13 protein-coding genes, 1 tRNA gene and 1 riboswitch are annotated in these 15558 nt (G+C 44.4%); of the genes, 8 read left to right on the top strand and 6 right to left on the bottom strand.

Annotation, left to right across the window (positions count from 1 at the left end; all coding sequences use genetic code 11):
- The 5 genes from rsxC to R7P80_RS08535 all read right to left on the bottom strand — a co-directional run.
- Window positions 1-2046, bottom strand: a 2046-nt coding sequence (gene rsxC / locus R7P80_RS08515) for an electron transport complex subunit RsxC (protein WP_225491487.1), incomplete at its 3' end; no start/stop codon positions are given.
- A gap of 8 nt (window positions 2047-2054) precedes the next feature.
- A complete protein-coding gene (gene rsxB, locus R7P80_RS08520) occupies window positions 2055-2651 on the bottom strand; it encodes an electron transport complex subunit RsxB (RefSeq protein ID WP_005380760.1) in 597 nt (198 codons plus the stop codon).
- 3 nt (window positions 2652-2654) lie between these two features.
- The gene (rsxA, locus tag R7P80_RS08525) at window positions 2655-3233 is read right to left on the bottom strand and encodes an electron transport complex subunit RsxA (protein WP_005380762.1); all 579 of its coding nucleotides are present in this window, start codon (window positions 3231-3233) and stop codon (window positions 2655-2657) included.
- Between the two features lie 305 nt (window positions 3234-3538).
- Complete coding sequence (gene pflB / locus R7P80_RS08530) at window positions 3539-5836, bottom strand: formate C-acetyltransferase (protein WP_225491486.1); 2298 nt, start codon at window positions 5834-5836, stop codon at window positions 3539-3541.
- A gap of 351 nt (window positions 5837-6187) precedes the next feature.
- Window positions 6188-6263, bottom strand: a tRNA-Asn gene (locus R7P80_RS08535).
- A gap of 559 nt (window positions 6264-6822) precedes the next feature.
- Between R7P80_RS08535 and uvrB the strand changes: the two genes are divergently transcribed.
- From uvrB to luxU, 3 genes are all read left to right on the top strand, one after another.
- On the top strand, window positions 6823-8853 hold the full coding sequence (gene uvrB / locus R7P80_RS08540; protein WP_017636056.1) for an excinuclease ABC subunit UvrB: 2031 nt from the start codon (window positions 6823-6825) through the stop codon (window positions 8851-8853).
- Window positions 8854-9144: 291 nt separating this feature from the next.
- The gene (gene luxO / locus R7P80_RS08545) at window positions 9145-10551 is read left to right on the top strand and encodes a quorum-sensing sigma-54 dependent transcriptional regulator LuxO (protein WP_005380768.1); all 1407 of its coding nucleotides are present in this window, start codon (window positions 9145-9147) and stop codon (window positions 10549-10551) included.
- The gene (gene luxU, locus R7P80_RS08550; protein WP_136976695.1) at window positions 10548-10892 is read left to right on the top strand and encodes a quorum-sensing phosphorelay protein LuxU; all 345 of its coding nucleotides are present in this window, start codon (window positions 10548-10550) and stop codon (window positions 10890-10892) included. The genes luxO and luxU overlap by 4 nt, the downstream gene beginning before the upstream one ends.
- A 137-nt stretch (window positions 10893-11029) precedes the next feature.
- On the opposite strand, the gene R7P80_RS08555 is transcribed toward luxU, so the two are convergent.
- A complete protein-coding gene (locus R7P80_RS08555) occupies window positions 11030-11926 on the bottom strand; it encodes a YvcK family protein (RefSeq protein ID WP_005388931.1) in 897 nt (298 codons plus the stop codon).
- Window positions 11927-12101: 175 nt separating this feature from the next.
- Window positions 12102-12236: riboswitch (molybdenum cofactor riboswitch) on the top strand.
- Between R7P80_RS08555 and moaA the strand changes: the two genes are divergently transcribed.
- The 5 genes from moaA to moaE all read left to right on the top strand — a co-directional run bounded on the left by moaA (window position 12225) and on the right by moaE (window position 15045).
- Window positions 12225-13214, top strand: a complete 990-nt coding sequence (gene moaA, locus R7P80_RS08560; RefSeq protein ID WP_017636052.1) for a GTP 3',8-cyclase MoaA — start codon at window positions 12225-12227, stop codon at window positions 13212-13214. (Overlaps the previous riboswitch by 12 nt.)
- Window positions 13215-13315: 101 nt before the next feature.
- Window positions 13316-13828, top strand: a complete 513-nt coding sequence (gene moaB / locus R7P80_RS08565) for a molybdenum cofactor biosynthesis protein B (RefSeq protein WP_005388935.1) — start codon at window positions 13316-13318, stop codon at window positions 13826-13828.
- Between the two features lie 26 nt (window positions 13829-13854).
- Window positions 13855-14334 (top strand): cyclic pyranopterin monophosphate synthase MoaC, encoded by a 480-nt coding sequence (gene moaC, locus R7P80_RS08570; protein ID WP_005380779.1) that lies wholly within the window; start codon window positions 13855-13857, stop codon window positions 14332-14334.
- Window positions 14331-14588: a molybdopterin synthase sulfur carrier subunit gene (gene moaD / locus R7P80_RS08575; RefSeq protein WP_005388938.1), complete on the top strand. Its 258-nt coding sequence runs from the start codon at window positions 14331-14333 to the stop codon at window positions 14586-14588. Before moaC ends, moaD begins: the two co-directional genes overlap by 4 nt.
- A gap of 1 nt (window position 14589) precedes the next feature.
- Window positions 14590-15045 carry a molybdopterin synthase catalytic subunit MoaE gene (moaE, locus tag R7P80_RS08580; protein WP_005380781.1) on the top strand — a complete coding sequence of 152 codons (456 nt, stop codon included), beginning with the start codon at window positions 14590-14592 and terminating at the stop codon, window positions 15043-15045.
- The last annotated feature ends 513 nt before the right edge of the window (window positions 15046-15558 follow it).

Genomic DNA, 15558 nt, shown 5'->3' on the forward strand with positions numbered 1-15558 from the left:
TTCAGTTGAGTCTGCTTGCTTCGCTTTTCGTGCTTTGGCACGTGCAATCGCAGCAGCCACGGCGGCTTTTTTCGGATCGTCGGTTTGCTCAGTAGGTGCTTCAGCTTCTTCCGCTTCAGTTGAGTCTGCTTGCTTCGCTTTACGTGCTTTGGCACGTGCAATGGCAGCAGCAACCGCGGCTTTCTTCGGATCGCTGTCTTGCTGTGCAGACGTTTCCGATTCTACAGATTCAGTTGAATCTTCTTGTTGTGCTTTTTTCGCTTTAGCTCGGGCGATGGCGGCCGCAACTGCCGATTTTTTATCATCAGCGTTATTGTCTGGCGTGTCGCCTTGTTCTTTTTGCGCTTTACGTTCGCGAGCAAGACGTTTGCGTTCTTCGCGCAGTTTTGCCATTTCTGAGTTATCAGGTTCACTAGAGCCTGCTTTAGCTGCTGCCGCTTGTTTAGCCTTCGCTTTGGCAATGGCTGCCGCTACGGCTGGTTTTACTGCTGGCTCTGCTTTTTCAGTGGTTTCTGTCTTTTGAGCTTTCACTCGTGCGATTGCTGCTGCTATCGCATCATCGCCGCCAGAAGACTTCATCTCTTTACGGCGCTGATCGGCAGCTTTCTTGAAGCGATTTTCACGTTCTGCTTTTTCGCGTTCCATACGCGCTTTTTTCTCTTCAAAACGCAGTTTTGCTCGCTCTGCAGCTTCCGCTTCTTGTGTTCTAGTTCTAATTTCTGCTTTCGCTTGGCGGTAGTACTGTACGAGCGGAATTTCACTTGGACATACAAACGCACAAGCGCCGCACTCGATACAATCCTTTAAGTTCAATTCTTCGAGTTTGTCATACTCTTCAGCTTTTGCATGCCATTGCAGTTGTTGAGGCAGCAGCGAAGCAGGGCACGCTTCTGCACATTGGCTACAGCGAATACATTCCATCTCATACTGGTGCGGAGAGATCTCACGACGAGTCGGAGCAAGGATACAGTTTGCTGTCTTGGTAATCGGCACTTGGGAGTGAGGAAGGGTAAAGCCCATCATTGGCCCACCCATAATTAAACGCTGTAACTTCTTATCTGCTTTATAGCCAAACTCATCCAACAGTGCTTGTACTGGTGTCCCTAATAATGCCCAAACGTTGCGTGGTTTTTTGAAGGTTTTACCAGTGAGAGTCACGATGCGTTTTATCATCGGCTCACCGTCGATGACTGCGCGTTTTATAGCGTAAAGAGAACCAACATTCTGGACCAAAATACCAATATCGGCTGGAATCGCGCCACTTGGCACTTCTTTATTGGTTAAAATTTTGATCAGCTGTTTTTCACCGCCAGAAGGATATTTAGTTGGGATAACGCGAATAACGATATCTTTGTTTATAGCCGCAGCTTCTAGCGCTTTGATTGCTTCTGGTTTGTTGTCTTCAATGCCAATAATCGTGAGCTTTGGTGTCAGGATATGTTCGACAATTTCGATACCTTGAATAAGCTCTTCGGCATGTTCTTGCATGAGCTTGTCATCAGACGTGATGTATGGCTCGCACTCTGCTGCATTAACGATAAGAATCTCGGTACGAGCAAAACCTGATTGGATTTTTTTTGCAGTAGGGAAGCCTGCGCCACCCATACCAGAAATACCAGCGAGACGAATAATATCAATCAGTGCGTCAGGGGTTTCTTGTTGGTAATCTGCGACGGGGTTTCTTTCACACCATGCATCTTTCCCATCAGGCGTGATGACTGCGCACAACTCACTTAACCCAGAAGGGTGCGCGACAGTTCGTGGCTCAATCGCGGTGAGCGTACCTGATGTTGGAGCATGCACTGGAACCGTAAAGCCGGTCTCCGATTGCGTTAATGGCTGACCTTTTAATACGTAGTCACCTTCGGCAACCAGTAGGTTACCCGCTTTACCAATGTGCTGTTTTAGCGGCAATACAATTTCTGACGGGATAGCCGCATGAGCGAGTTCAGTTTTGTTGGACTGCTTTTTATTTTCTGCCGGATGCACACCACCTGGGAAATCCCAAAGCGCGCCTGTACGAATTTGTTCAATCAAAGACAACATGTGAAACCTTACTTAATTGAATCTTTCACGTTCGCTGCATTGTCGGCAGCATCCGTAATGTTAAGTACCGGAATGGAGTGAAGTTGCCACTTCCAGCTTTCTGTGGTCGTTGCCACAGGAATCATTTCAATACAATCAGTCGGACATGGGGCAACACACAAGTCACAGCCCGTACATTCGTCTTTGATTACGGTATGGACCGCCTTTGTTCCGCCTACAATTGCATCCACCGGACACGCCTGAATACACTTAGTGCAGCCAATACACATGTCTTCATGAATAAACGCAACAGTTGGAATTTTGCTGTCGAGATCGTGCGCAGATTCTTCTGGCTCAACACCCATTAAGTCGGCGAGCTTTTCGATTGTTGCCTGACCACCAGGTGGACATTTGTTGATGTGGTCGCCATTTGCAATTGCTTCAGCATAAGGGCGGCAACCAGGGTAGCCACATTGACCGCATTGAGTTTGCGGTAAAATGGCGTCGATTTGATCCACAATAGGGTCCGCTTCAACTTTAAAGCGAATAGAAGCAAAACCAAGTATCGCGCCGAAAATCGCAGCCAGAACCGCTAACGCGATAATCGCAATTAAAATCGTACTCATCGCTTACTTCACCAAACCTGTAAAGCCCATAAAGGCGAGTGACATTAAACCTGCTGTAATCATTGCTATTGATGCACCTTTAAAAGGTACAGGAACGTCGGCGGCGGCTATGCGTTCTCGCATGGATGCAAAAAGTATCAACACCAATGAGAAACCAACAGCGGCGCCGAAGCCGTAGATGATCGATTCAATAAAGTTATGGTTTTCATTAATGTTAAGAAGTGCTACGCCCAATACTGCGCAGTTTGTTGTGATCAGCGGTAAGAAAATGCCAAGCAAGCGATAAAGCGTCGGGCTGGTTTTGTGCACAACCATTTCGGTGAACTGCACCACAACGGCTATCACCAAAATAAAACTCATGGTTCGAAGGTACTCAATACCCAGTGGACGAAGGATGTAGCTTTCCACTAAATACGCACACACTGACGCGAGCGTTAGCACAAAAGTTGTCGCTAAGCCCATACCTATTGCTGTTTCCAGTTTTTTGGACACGCCCATGAAAGGACATAGGCCCAAAAACTTCACCAGTACAAAGTTGTTCACCAGCACAGTGCCGACCAACAACAAAACATATTCGGTCATAGTTATTACGTTCTTAAAATCCGATCTTGATATTATCGTGTTTTGTGACACCAATAACAACCAGTGAACGATGTGGTTTTACATACACGATGGAAAAATAGTCGTCTATTTGATCTATTTTGATGAATCAATAAGAAATTGAATCGTTTGCTGAATGTATTGTTAGCGAGAGGATACTACCTATTAATTTTCATCTAATGTGTGATTTTAAAAAAAGCCCGCCTCTCCCAGGTAGAAAAGAGAGGCGGGCAATGCATATTTACAAGCTAATTATTTAAACTTTCTGAGTGCTTGATGGACTGTGTTTATATCTTATTCGTGAAGGTACGAGTGATGACGTCTTGCTGTTGCTCTGTCGTTAGAGAGTTAAAACGTACCGCATAACCAGACACTCGAATCGTCAACTGAGGGTATTTCTCTGGATGTTCAACCGCATCCAATAACATCTCTCGGTCTAGAACGTTGACGTTAAGGTGTTGACCACCTTCAATCGCAATGCCCTCGTTGCTTGCTTCGTGATGGAAGTAACCATCCATTAGCGCAGCTAGGTTCTTCTTCTGACTCAAGTCATCTTTACCCAATGCGCTCGGCACAATTGAGAAAGTGTAAGAAATACCATCTTTAGCGTAAGCAAACGGTAATTTAGAAACCGATGCCAGAGACGCAACCGCCCCTTTTTCATCACGACCGTGCATTGGGTTTGCACCCGGGCCAAAAGGCATACCTGCGCGACGGCCATCTGGTGTATTACCCGTTTTTTTGCCGTAAACCACGTTAGATGTGATCGTTAGGATCGATTGAGTTGGTACTGCTTCGCGGTAGGTGTGCATCTTCTGAATTTTCTTCATGAAGCGCTCAACCAGATCACAAGCGATGTCATCAACACGGGCATCATTGTTACCAAATTTTGGATAATCACCTTCGATTTCAAAATCAACGGCGATGCCATCTTCATCACGAACAGGCTTTACCGTTGCGTATTTAATTGCTGCCAAAGAGTCAGCGACAACAGACAGACCTGCAATACCACACGCCATCGTGCGGTGCACGTCGCGATCCATCAATGCCATCAGTGACGCTTCGTAGCTGTAACGGTCATGTGAGTAATGGATGATGTTCAACGCTGTGACGTATTGCGTTGCTAGCCACTCCAACATATTGTCGAAACGAGGCATCAAAGCGTCAAAGTCGAGAATTTCATCTTGAACTTTGTCCACTACCGGACCCACTTGCGCTTTCGATTTTTCATCGATACCACCATTGATGGTGTAAAGCAGTGCTTTTGCAAGGTTGGCACGTGCACCAAAGAATTGCATGTGCTGACCAACAACCTGCGGGCTCACACAACATGCAATCGCGTAGTCGTCATTGTTGAAATCAGGACGCATTAGATCGTCGTTTTCGTATTGAACCGAAGAGGTATCAATCGACACTTTTGCAGCGTATTGCTTGAACGCTTCAGGTAATTGCTCTGACCAAAGAATCGTCATGTTTGGCTCAGGAGCAGGGCCCATCGTATGTAGTGTATGTAAGTATCGGAATGTCGTTTTAGATACTAGTGTACGGCCATCAACACCCATACCTGCCATCGCTTCTGTTGCCCAGATTGGGTCGCCAGAAAACAATGAATCGTATTCTGGTGTGCGTAGGAAGCGAACCATGCGTAGCTTCATGATGAAGTGGTCAATCATTTCTTGCGCTTGTGATTCATCAATCAAACCGTTTGCGATATCGCGTTCTAGATAGACGTCTAGGAAAGTCGAAGTACGGCCCAGTGACATTGCTGCGCCGTTTTGCGATTTAACCGCCGCTAGGTAGCCAAAGTAGGTAAATTGGATCGCTTCTTGTGCTGTTTTTGCAGGTAGCGACATATCAATGCCGTATTTCAGACCCATTTGACGAATGTCTTCAAGTGCTTGAACTTGATCGGCTATTTCTTCGCGAAGACGAAGTGTTTTCTCAAGATCGTTGCCTTGTTCTAAGAACGTTTGTGTTGAGTTGTATTGCTCTTTTTTGTCTGCTTTTAAGAAGTCGATACCGTATAGTGCGAGACGACGATAGTCACCAATGATACGACCACGGCCATAGGCATCAGGAAGGCCCGTGATGATGCCGGATTTACGACAGGCTAGAATTTCTTTGGTGTAAAGGTCGAAACACGCTTTGTTGTGAGTTTTACGGTATTCAGTGAAGATCTTTTCAACCGTTGGATCCAATTCGCGGCCATAAACTTCGCACGAGTTTTTTACCATGCGAATCCCGCCATTGGCGATGATTGCACGTTTTAGCGGTTGATCAGTTTGTAAGCCAACGATCTTTTCCAGATCTTTGTTGATGTAGCCTGCATCGTGGGAAGTGATTGTTGAGGGCAAGTCTGTGTCAAAATCAATAGGGGCGTGTGTGCGGCTTTCTTGTTTTATGCCTTCAAGCACTTGGTTCCATAATGCGGAAGTGGATTCGCTAACCTCGGCTAAGAAAGACTCGTCTCCCTCATAGGGTGTATAGTTTTTTTGGATGAAGTCACGAGTGTTGACAGAGTTTTGCCATTCACCAGCAGTAAATCCAGCCCATGCATCTAGCATGTCAGTTGTCGGAATAGTCATAAGTAAATCCCTAAGTTATTGATAATTAGAATGGAGGCGACGAGTAGGACGGAACCATTCTTAACCCTTCTAATCGTATGGATTTATTTGGTATGAGTAAAATGAATGCTTTTCATTTTTTCAATGATTAAATTGCATTAATAATAGATTCAATTGGTTATGATTGTTTTTTGCTAGAAAAGAGACAGAATTAAATGTGTGGTGCTGTGAGAACACTATCTATGACAATGTTATGAGTTCTGTAATTTGAACTTATTTCGGTGTGATTTTATGGCGCCTAGATTGGCTTAGATTTCCTGGCGATTAAGATACAAAAAAAGCCGTGTCTTGCGACACGGCTTTTCTATAATCTGGCTCCTCCTGCTGGGCTCGAACCAGCGACCTGCGGATTAACAGTCCGTCGCTCTACCAACTGAGCTAAGGAGGAATTGCTTTGCTTGAAAGCGGGACGAATCTTACCGAGCACTCAAACTACTGTCAACAGTAAAAAAATACATTTTTAGCAAAAAATATTGAGTTAAGGGCTTTACTTTTCTGTATGGCTTGCCAGTAAAGGCTCGAGGTTAGTTATCCACTAAATTTGTGGATAAGTATGTTGATGAGATCTGGGTAAAGAAAGTTGATATACAACTAAGTTTTTATTTAATGAATTTTTAGTCGGAGTTATGCGCAAAATAAGCAAATAAAACAGAGATTTATCGAAGTTAATCAAAAGGTATTCAAAGTGGATAAAAATCAATCTTTTGGGGATAAGAAAGTTTTAAGCTAATTTTTGGGGAAAAGTTGTGGAAACTATAATGTGAAGAATGTGTGTAGCTCTTCAACTAGGGCGAAGTACTATATCAGAGTCACTTTTGTATGGCTATAGCATTCTAGACAAACAAGAAAATTTATTAACAATGATGGTTAAATTCTCGATAGACGTAGATTTCATTAGCTAAGGTGTATATATATACAGCCAAAGCGCAGTAAAATTGAGGAAGGGTATGAGTAAAGTCTATGAATTGGTCTCCGATTATCAGCCGTCGGGCGATCAACCAGGAGCGATCAATCAGTTGCTTGAGGGGCTCGATGCTGGGTTAGCACATCAAACATTGTTGGGGGTCACAGGCTCAGGTAAAACCTTCACACTAGCGAATGTGATTGCTCAAGCCCAACGACCTGCAATATTACTTGCGCCAAACAAAACGCTTGCTGCTCAGTTATATGGTGAGATGAAGTCATTCTTTCCTAATAATGCGGTTGAGTATTTTGTTTCTTACTATGATTACTACCAACCTGAAGCATACGTTCCCACAACAGATACTTTCATTGAAAAGGACGCTTCGGTTAACGCCCACATTGAGCAAATGCGACTGTCTGCCACTAAAGCTTTATTGGAACGGAAAGACGCTATTATCGTTGCTTCGGTTTCAGCTATCTATGGTTTGGGTGATCCGGAATCCTACTTACAAATGATGCTTCATTTGCGACGTGGAGATGTGATTGATCAGCGTGATATGCTTCGTCGCCTAGCGGAGCTCCAATACTCGCGCAATGATGTTGCTTTTGAGCGAGGGCAGTTCCGTGTCCGTGGCGAGGTGATTGATATATTCCCTGCTGAATCAGACCAAGACGCTGTGCGCGTTGAGATGTTTGACGATGAGGTGGATTGCATCAGTGTGTTCGATCCATTGACAGGCGTGGTGAAACAACGAGACTTGCCGCGCTATACCATCTATCCCAAGACGCACTATGTGACGCCAAGAGATCGCATTCTTGAAGCGATTGAAAATATTAAAGTCGAACTAGAAGTGCGCAAAAAGCAGCTTCTAGATAACAACAAGCTACTGGAAGAGCAGCGAATTAGCCAGCGCACTCAATTCGATATCGAAATGATGAATGAGTTGGGCTTTTGCTCCGGTATCGAAAACTATTCTCGTTATCTCAGTGGACGCTCGGAAGGTGAGCCGCCACCAACCCTGTTTGACTACTTACCTCATGATGGCTTGTTGATCATCGATGAATCTCACGTGACAGTACCGCAGATAGGTGCCATGTATAAAGGTGACCGTTCGCGTAAAGAAACGCTGGTGGAGTTTGGTTTCCGGTTACCTTCAGCTTTGGATAATCGTCCACTGAAGTTTGAGGAGTTTGAAGCACTAGCGCCACAAACGATTTTCGTCTCTGCTACGCCCGGAAATTACGAACTAGAAAAATCGGCGGGTGATGTGGCGGATCAAGTCGTTCGTCCTACAGGCTTGCTTGACCCTGAGTTGGAAGTTCGCCCAGTAGCGACCCAAGTCGACGACCTATTGTCTGAGATCCGTATTCGCGCAGCTAAAGATGAACGAGTTCTGGTTACAACACTGACCAAACGAATGGCTGAAGATCTCACCGAATACCTTCACGAACATGATGTTAAGGTACGTTATTTACACTCAGACATTGATACTGTTGAGCGTGTGGAAATTATCCGTGACCTTCGTCTTGGGGAATTTGACGTGCTGGTGGGAATAAACTTATTGAGAGAGGGCCTGGATATGCCAGAGGTCTCGTTAGTTGCAATTTTGGATGCGGATAAAGAGGGCTTCTTGCGGTCTGAACGCTCACTCATTCAGACCATTGGTCGTGCTGCGCGAAACATCGAAGGTAAGGCGATTCTATACGCTGACCGAATCACCAACTCAATGAAAAAGGCGATGGATGAAACTAACCGTCGTCGCGAGAAGCAGGAAGCGTACAACGAAGAAATGGGTATTTCGCCACAAGCGCTCAAACGAAATATCAAAGACATCATGGAACTTGGCGATATCACTAAGTCTAAACGCCAGCGTAACACTAAACAGGTACCATTATCGAAAGTGGCGGAGCCTTCGCAAACTTACGAGGCACTGTCCCCTCAGCAGCTAGAAAAAGAAATCAGTCGACTGGAGGCGGCGATGTATCAGCATGCGCAAGATTTAGAATTTGAGTTAGCGGCACAAAAGCGTGACGAGATTGAAAAACTACGAGCGCAGTTCATCGCAAATAGTTGAACAAACTTACCGATTTAGCTATCCAAGCATTTTAGGTCGCTTGTAAAAAAAAGAAGCCAATAGGCAGTCGGGTCTATTGGCTTGTTTTGTGAACATATCGTTCACTAACAACGTCAGTTGGCTAGGTGACCCGAGGGGTCACTATCGTTACAGCATGGTTTGTGCCACTTTTTAAATAATTGATATTATTTTTGAATTTTTTCCTTTGCCCATAATTTAGCTAATGTTATTTGCAAAATGCAAAGCGTAATGCGATTATTGTTTAAAACACAACAAAATAATAGCTAGGTTATGCAACAAAAACCCGAAGGCCCAAAGTCTCGTTACCTTTTAATGGTCGAGGACACCGCATCTGTTGCGGCTCTATACCGCTCATACCTGACACCGCTTGGCATAGATATCAATATTGTCGGCACAGGTAGGGATGCCATTGAGAGCCTAAATCATCGAATTCCAGATCTTATTTTACTCGATCTCCGTCTGCCAGATATGACGGGGATGGACGTTTTACATGCCGTTAAAAAGAGTCATCCCGACGTACCTATAATTTTTATGACCGCTCACGGTTCTATCGATACCGCTGTCGAGGCCATGCGTCATGGCTCACAAGACTTTTTAATCAAACCGTGTGAAGCAGACCGTTTACGTGTCACGGTTAACAATGCAATTCGTAAAGCGACCAAGCTAAAAAATGAAGCCGATAATCCAGGTAATCAGAGCTATCAGGGGTTTATCGGCAGTAGCCAAACCATGCAGCAGGTTTACCGTACGATAGATTCAGCGGCGAGCAGTAAAGCGAGTATTTTTATCACAGGTGAAAGTGGTACTGGTAAAGAGGTATGTGCCGAGGCTATTCACGCAGCAAGTAAACGTGGTGACAAACCTTTTATTGCAATTAACTGTGCTGCAATTCCAAAAGATTTGATTGAGAGTGAACTGTTTGGTCACGTAAAAGGGGCCTTTACTGGCGCTGCGAATGATCGTCAAGGGGCAGCTGAGTTAGCGGATGGCGGCACACTTTTTCTAGATGAGCTTTGTGAGATGGACTTGGATTTACAAACCAAGTTGCTACGATTTATTCAAACGGGCACATTCCAAAAAGTGGGTTCCTCAAAAATGAAGAGCGTGGATGTGCGCTTTGTGTGTGCCACTAACCGTGATCCCTGGAAAGAGGTACAAGAAGGTCGATTCCGTGAAGATTTGTACTATCGTTTGTATGTCATTCCTTTGCATTTACCGCCTTTACGCGAACGAGGCGAAGATGTTATTGAAATTGCATACTCACTGTTAGGTTACATGTCACACGAAGAAGGAAAAAGCTTCATACGTTTTGCGCCTGATGTCATCGAGCGATTCAACAGCTATGAGTGGCCGGGTAACGTTCGTCAGTTACAAAACGTGCTACGCAATATCGTTGTTCTAAACAACGGTAAAGAGATTACGTTGGATATGTTACCGCCACCGTTGAATCAACCGCTTGACCGTCCGTCGTCTGTGGCTAAATTAATTGAGCCGAAAGCGATGACCGCATCTGAGATTATGCCATTATGGATGACGGAAAAAATGGCAATCGAGCAAGCGATTGAAGCATGTGATGGCAATATTCCTCGAGCGGCGGGATACCTTGATGTCAGTCCGTCGACGATTTACCGCAAGTTACAGGCATGGAACGGCAAGGAAGAGCGGCAAAAAGTATGAGTGTAAATGTATTAAATCAGCAAAAAATAGATGAACTGTCGATGGAAATTGGCAGTGACAACGTACCTGTACTGTTCGATATCTTCCTAGGAGAAATGGATACCTATATCGAGAACTTATCCCAACTACAGGGGGCAGAGCGATTAGCTTACTCAAAAGAAATCAGCCACGCGCTGAAAAGTAGTGCTGCGAGCTTTGGGGCAGATCGCCTTTGTGAACTGGCGATGTCCATAGACAAAAAAGCGAAAGCCGATGATTTAACTGCGGAGTCTGAGGAATTAGAGGCGATGTTCGATCTTTTGCACGAAACTCGAGATGCTTATCGCTCTTGGCGACAGTAGCTATTTATTCCTATTAACCATTTTTCTTAGTAAACATCTGTTCTTACTGGATGCCTGAACTAAAACCCTTCGATGACAGAAGGGTTTTCATTATCAATAAACAACTTAAAAGAGGGCGCTAGTCAGGTAACGTGCTCCTAGATAGAAAGTTGTAGCTGATTTTCAATCGCTAGTTTGAGCTTGTTTCTATCGTGACGCCAGTCTCGGTTAGAGGAGGCGAGTGACTCCGTCACTACATTCCATTGACTTAAGACGTCTTGCTCGGTTTTCTCTGCTAGAACCACGTCTATTTTTCTTCCTTGGCAGGCACGTTCACACCATTCTAACTTTTGAGCCATCGTCATACGTCCTGCTGGGCCGTATTCTGGGCTCAGGTTAGCAACAAAAATGACTTTTGCTTTTGTGTTTGCTGCAATCGCTTTGCCGAGTTCAGGCAGCAATAAAGGAGGCATGATACTAGTTAAAAAACTGCCAGGGCCAAGAATAATCGCGTCCGCTTCCGCCAAAGCTGTGATGGCTTCTTTGGTAGCAGGCACTTCTGGTGAAAGATCCAAACGTCGCAAGTCTGCTTTCATTTCGTCGACATTTGTTTCTCCCGTAACCCACTTCCCATCTACGGATAACGCGGAAAGATCGGAAGGGTGTTCGGACATAGGAAGGATGTTAACGTCGACTTTTAACATATTGCGAATCAGATTAATGGCATCTAAAGGCCTGACCGATAAGTTATCGAGTGCAGTAAGCATCAAATTACCAAGATTATGACCATCAAGTTCGCCAGTGCCTTTGAAGCGATATTCAAACATCATCGAACTGATTGAAGGCTCTGTAATGAGCTGATTAATACAGTTACGTGTGTCTCCCCAAGCGATTCCTCCTTGGCAGTGACGAATTCTTCCTGTTGAACCACCATTGTCAGTCGTGGCAACAATCCCAGTTGCATTGCTGCCAAAATCTCGTAATGCGGCCAGCATTCGACCTAAGCCATGACCACCGCCAACAGCGACCACTTTTTTATCTGTGTAGATATTCATTATGTTCTTCTAATAATCTAATAAAAAACGGCTACAATTTATCTTAAGGAGTGTCTTAAAGGTACTCACTTAGCGGTAAATTGTGTCTCTAGAGAGTTTTTTATCACTCAAGTCTGGATTCCATTACAAATATTAAGTATTTTACACCGCAAAGCTATCAGAGATTTCATATCTCTGGTTGCCATAACTCCGAGCTCACTATTGCTAAGTCCTTGGATAAGCGTTTTGAGCCAGTGGCATACTGTCACAAGGGCATGATTGGAAATGGCCATGCCTCCCGTGTTTGGAAAGGTGTTCCGTGGCGCAACAATTCGAAGACAAATTTCATCGTAAGTTTTATTACTTGCGTCTGTCTGTGACCGACGTATGTAATTTCAAATGTACCTATTGCCTTCCTGATGGCTATAAGCCTTCGGGCAATAAAAACTCGTCTTTTTTATCTCTCCCTGAAATCAAACGGGTCGTAAAAGCATTCGCTGATTGTGGCACGTCAAAAGTGCGCATCACTGGTGGTGAGCCTAGCTTACGCAAAGATTTTACCGACATTATCCATTCAGTAGCGGCGACGCCTGGCATTCAAAAAGTTGCAACGACAACCAATGGCTATCGCATGGCAAAACAAGTCGCAGATTGGCGTGAAGCGGGTTTAACCCACATTAATGTCAGTGTGGATAGCCTTGACCCGCGTATGTTTCATCAAATCACAGGTGAAAATAAGTTTACTGAAGTCATGAATGGTATCGAACGTGCGTTCGAGGTCGGTTATGAGCAAGTAAAAGTTAATGTGGTGTTGATGAAAGATCTGAACCATCACGAGCTGCCAGCGTTTCTTAACTGGATAAAAGATCGTCCAATCCAACTGCGTTTCATTGAGTTGATGCAAACGGGTGAGATGGATGAGCTATTTAATAAGCACCATGTATCCGGAGTGGCAATTCGTAACCAGCTAATTGCAAATGGTTGGTTGCTGAAAGTGCGCTCGCATAATGATGGTCCTGCGCAAGTATTTGTTCATCCTGATTACAAGGGTGAAATAGGTCTTATCATGCCTTATGAAAAAGACTTTTGTGAAAGCTGCAACCGACTGCGCGTTTCTGCGATGGGTAAGCTGCACCTATGTCTGTTTGGAGACCATGGTGTAGAATTGCGTGATCTTTTGGAACGTGATGAGCAAGAGAGTGAGCTTATTGAACGTATCCAGGCGCAGTTACAAACCAAGTCGGTAAGCCATTTCTTGCATGATGGCAATACTGGTATGACGCCACACCTCGCGTCTATCGGCGGCTAACTTCATTCAATTTTTAGAGCGAGCTCACTGATAAGCTGGCTCTAACTTTTTCCGAATCGATACCAAGCGTATCAAAGCTAATTAAGAGAATAGGTGAACAAATGGGTCACGCTGAAAGCAAATTCCAACCTGCAAATATTGCCGTTCTAACGGTATCTGACACTCGTACTGAAGAAAACGATACCTCTGGTCGTTACCTAGCTGAGCATGCTCAAGAAGCGGGTCACAACGTAGTAGACAAGCAAATTGTTATTGATGACATGTATAAGATCCGCGCGATTGTTTCTCAATGGATTGCTGATGAAAGCGTACAAGCGATCATGATTACTGGCGGTACAGGTTTCACCTCACGTGATAGCACGCCAGAAGCACTTAAGCCTCTATTTGATAAAGAAGTTGAAGGTTTTGGTGAGTTGTTCCGTATGGTGTCGTACGAAGAGATCGGTACGTCTACGATTCAGTCTCGTGCGATTGCTGGTTTTGCTAACCACACCGTGATCTTCGCAATGCCAGGTTCAACTGGTGCGTGTCGCACAGGCTGGACAAAAATTATTAAACAGCAGCTGGATGCAAGTCATCGCCCTTGTAACTTCATGCCACACCTATCTGTATAACCTTTCCTAAAAGCGAAGGAAAAACAATGACCCAATTTACACATATCAATGCTTCTGGCGAAGCAAACATGGTTGACGTGTCAGCAAAAACGGAGACGGTTCGTGAAGCTCGTGCTGAAGCATTTGTTCACATGGCCCCAGAAACACTTCAACTGATTGTCTCTGGCCAGCACCACAAAGGTGATGTATTTGCGACGGCTCGTATTGCTGGTATTCAAGCTGCGAAGAAAACCTGGGATTTGATTCCACTTTGTCATCCTCTACTACTCTCTAAAGTTGAAGTTCAACTGGAAGCTATCGAAGCAGAAAACAAAGTTCGCATCGAATCAGTATGTAAACTTGCGGGTAAAACTGGTGTGGAAATGGAAGCGCTCACGGCAGCTTCCGTTGCTGCTCTAACGATTTACGATATGTGTAAAGCAGTACAAAAAGACATGGTCATTGGTCAAGTTCGTCTATTAGAGAAAACGGGTGGTAAATCTGGTCACTTTAAGGTGGAATCATGATTAAAGTACTTTTCTTTGCTCAAACTCGAGAGCTGATTGGCATCGACAGTGTCGAGTTAGACGGGCCGTTTGAAACGGTTGAATCAATTCGTGCACATCTAGTGGAAGAAGGCACTAAGAAAGATGGCAAGTGGGATTTAGCGCTCGAGCCAGGAAAGCTACTTGCTGCAGTGAACCAATCCATCGTCCCTCTGGATACACAAGTAAAAGCAGGTGACGAAGTTGCGTTTTTCCCGCCGGTAACTGGGGGTTAAGATGGATTCTCGTGTTTCTGTACAAATTGAAGACTTTTCGGTTGAGCAAGAATATCAACGTCTATCTGAAGGGACGGCTGCCGGCGCTGTCGTTACATTCGTTGGTAAAGTTCGAGATATGAACCTTGGGGATAATGTCATTGGTTTACATCTAGAGCACTATCCGGGGATGACAGAGAAGAGCTTGAGCGACATTTGTGATCAAGCTGAGTCTCGCTGGCCACTATTAGGTGTACGCGTGATTCATCGTGTCGGAGACATGGATAGCGGTGATCAAATTGTATTTGTGGGCGTTTCCAGTGCGCACCGCGGCGCGGCATTTGATGCGTGCGAGTTCATCATGGATTATCTGAAAACCCAAGCACCATTTTGGAAAAAAGAGCGTACGACGAATGAAGATCGTTGGATTGAGTCGCGCGACACCGATCATCAAGCTGCACAGCGTTGGGAAAAATAGAACTAACCCGCATTCTAGTGAAAAAAGCTAAGTGCTAATGGTACTTAGCTTTTTTTGTATTTATCTTCATTGTATTGCTCACTTTGTTTCAATATTTCCTATCTTTTGTCTGGTGATATTCTTCACAATAAAAGTTTTTTGCCCAATATATAAACAATTATTTGTTAGACTTGATTTGTCATAAATGTTAAATGATGTGTAAATATCTAGCATAAGATGCTAGTAAATGGTTTAAACTCAGATTAATCGAAAGTTTCGCCTGTTAAATGTCGCTTCTGGTCTTTATTTGGCTGGTGAATGCTTTGGGGTTAGAGTTTACTGCTAGATATGTGTGGTTTAGTCAGCATTATTGGTTTTTTTGCTACATTTTTATGGCAAATTACTTCAATGATTGCTAATGTGTGCCGCAGTCTTTGTAAGGTTTTAGACTTTTGTGCTCAGAAAGTGCACTAAAAAAATCTAAAACTCTGACCGTTCCTGGCCCTTACAAAGAAGTCATGGATGCTAACGAAA

Origin of the sequence: Vibrio sp. 2092 (assembly GCF_033339635.1) — a bacterium.
GTDB classification, from domain to species: domain Bacteria; phylum Pseudomonadota; class Gammaproteobacteria; order Enterobacterales; family Vibrionaceae; genus Vibrio; species Vibrio alginolyticus.

Bases quoted from the DNA above. Each gene is read 5' to 3' on its own strand.
- moaE (WP_005380781.1), top strand. From the start codon at position 14,590: ATGGATTCTCGTGTTTCTGTACAAATTGAAGACTTTTCGGTTGAGCAA.
- moaC (WP_005380779.1), top strand. From the start codon at position 13,855: ATGACCCAATTTACACATATCAATGCTTCTGGCGAAGCAAACATGGTT.
- moaD (WP_005388938.1), top strand. From the start codon at position 14,331: ATGATTAAAGTACTTTTCTTTGCTCAAACTCGAGAGCTGATTGGCATC.
- rsxB (WP_005380760.1), bottom strand. From the start codon at position 2,651: ATGAGTACGATTTTAATTGCGATTATCGCGTTAGCGGTTCTGGCTGCG.
- luxO (WP_005380768.1), top strand. From the start codon at position 9,145: ATGCAACAAAAACCCGAAGGCCCAAAGTCTCGTTACCTTTTAATGGTC.
- R7P80_RS08555 (WP_005388931.1), bottom strand. From the start codon at position 11,926: ATGAATATCTACACAGATAAAAAAGTGGTCGCTGTTGGCGGTGGTCAT.
- luxU (WP_136976695.1), top strand. From the start codon at position 10,548: ATGAGTGTAAATGTATTAAATCAGCAAAAAATAGATGAACTGTCGATG.
- uvrB (WP_017636056.1), top strand. From the start codon at position 6,823: ATGAGTAAAGTCTATGAATTGGTCTCCGATTATCAGCCGTCGGGCGAT.
- pflB (WP_225491486.1), bottom strand. From the start codon at position 5,836: ATGACTATTCCGACAACTGACATGCTAGATGCATGGGCTGGATTTACT.
- moaB (WP_005388935.1), top strand. From the start codon at position 13,316: ATGGGTCACGCTGAAAGCAAATTCCAACCTGCAAATATTGCCGTTCTA.
- rsxA (WP_005380762.1), bottom strand. From the start codon at position 3,233: ATGACCGAATATGTTTTGTTGTTGGTCGGCACTGTGCTGGTGAACAAC.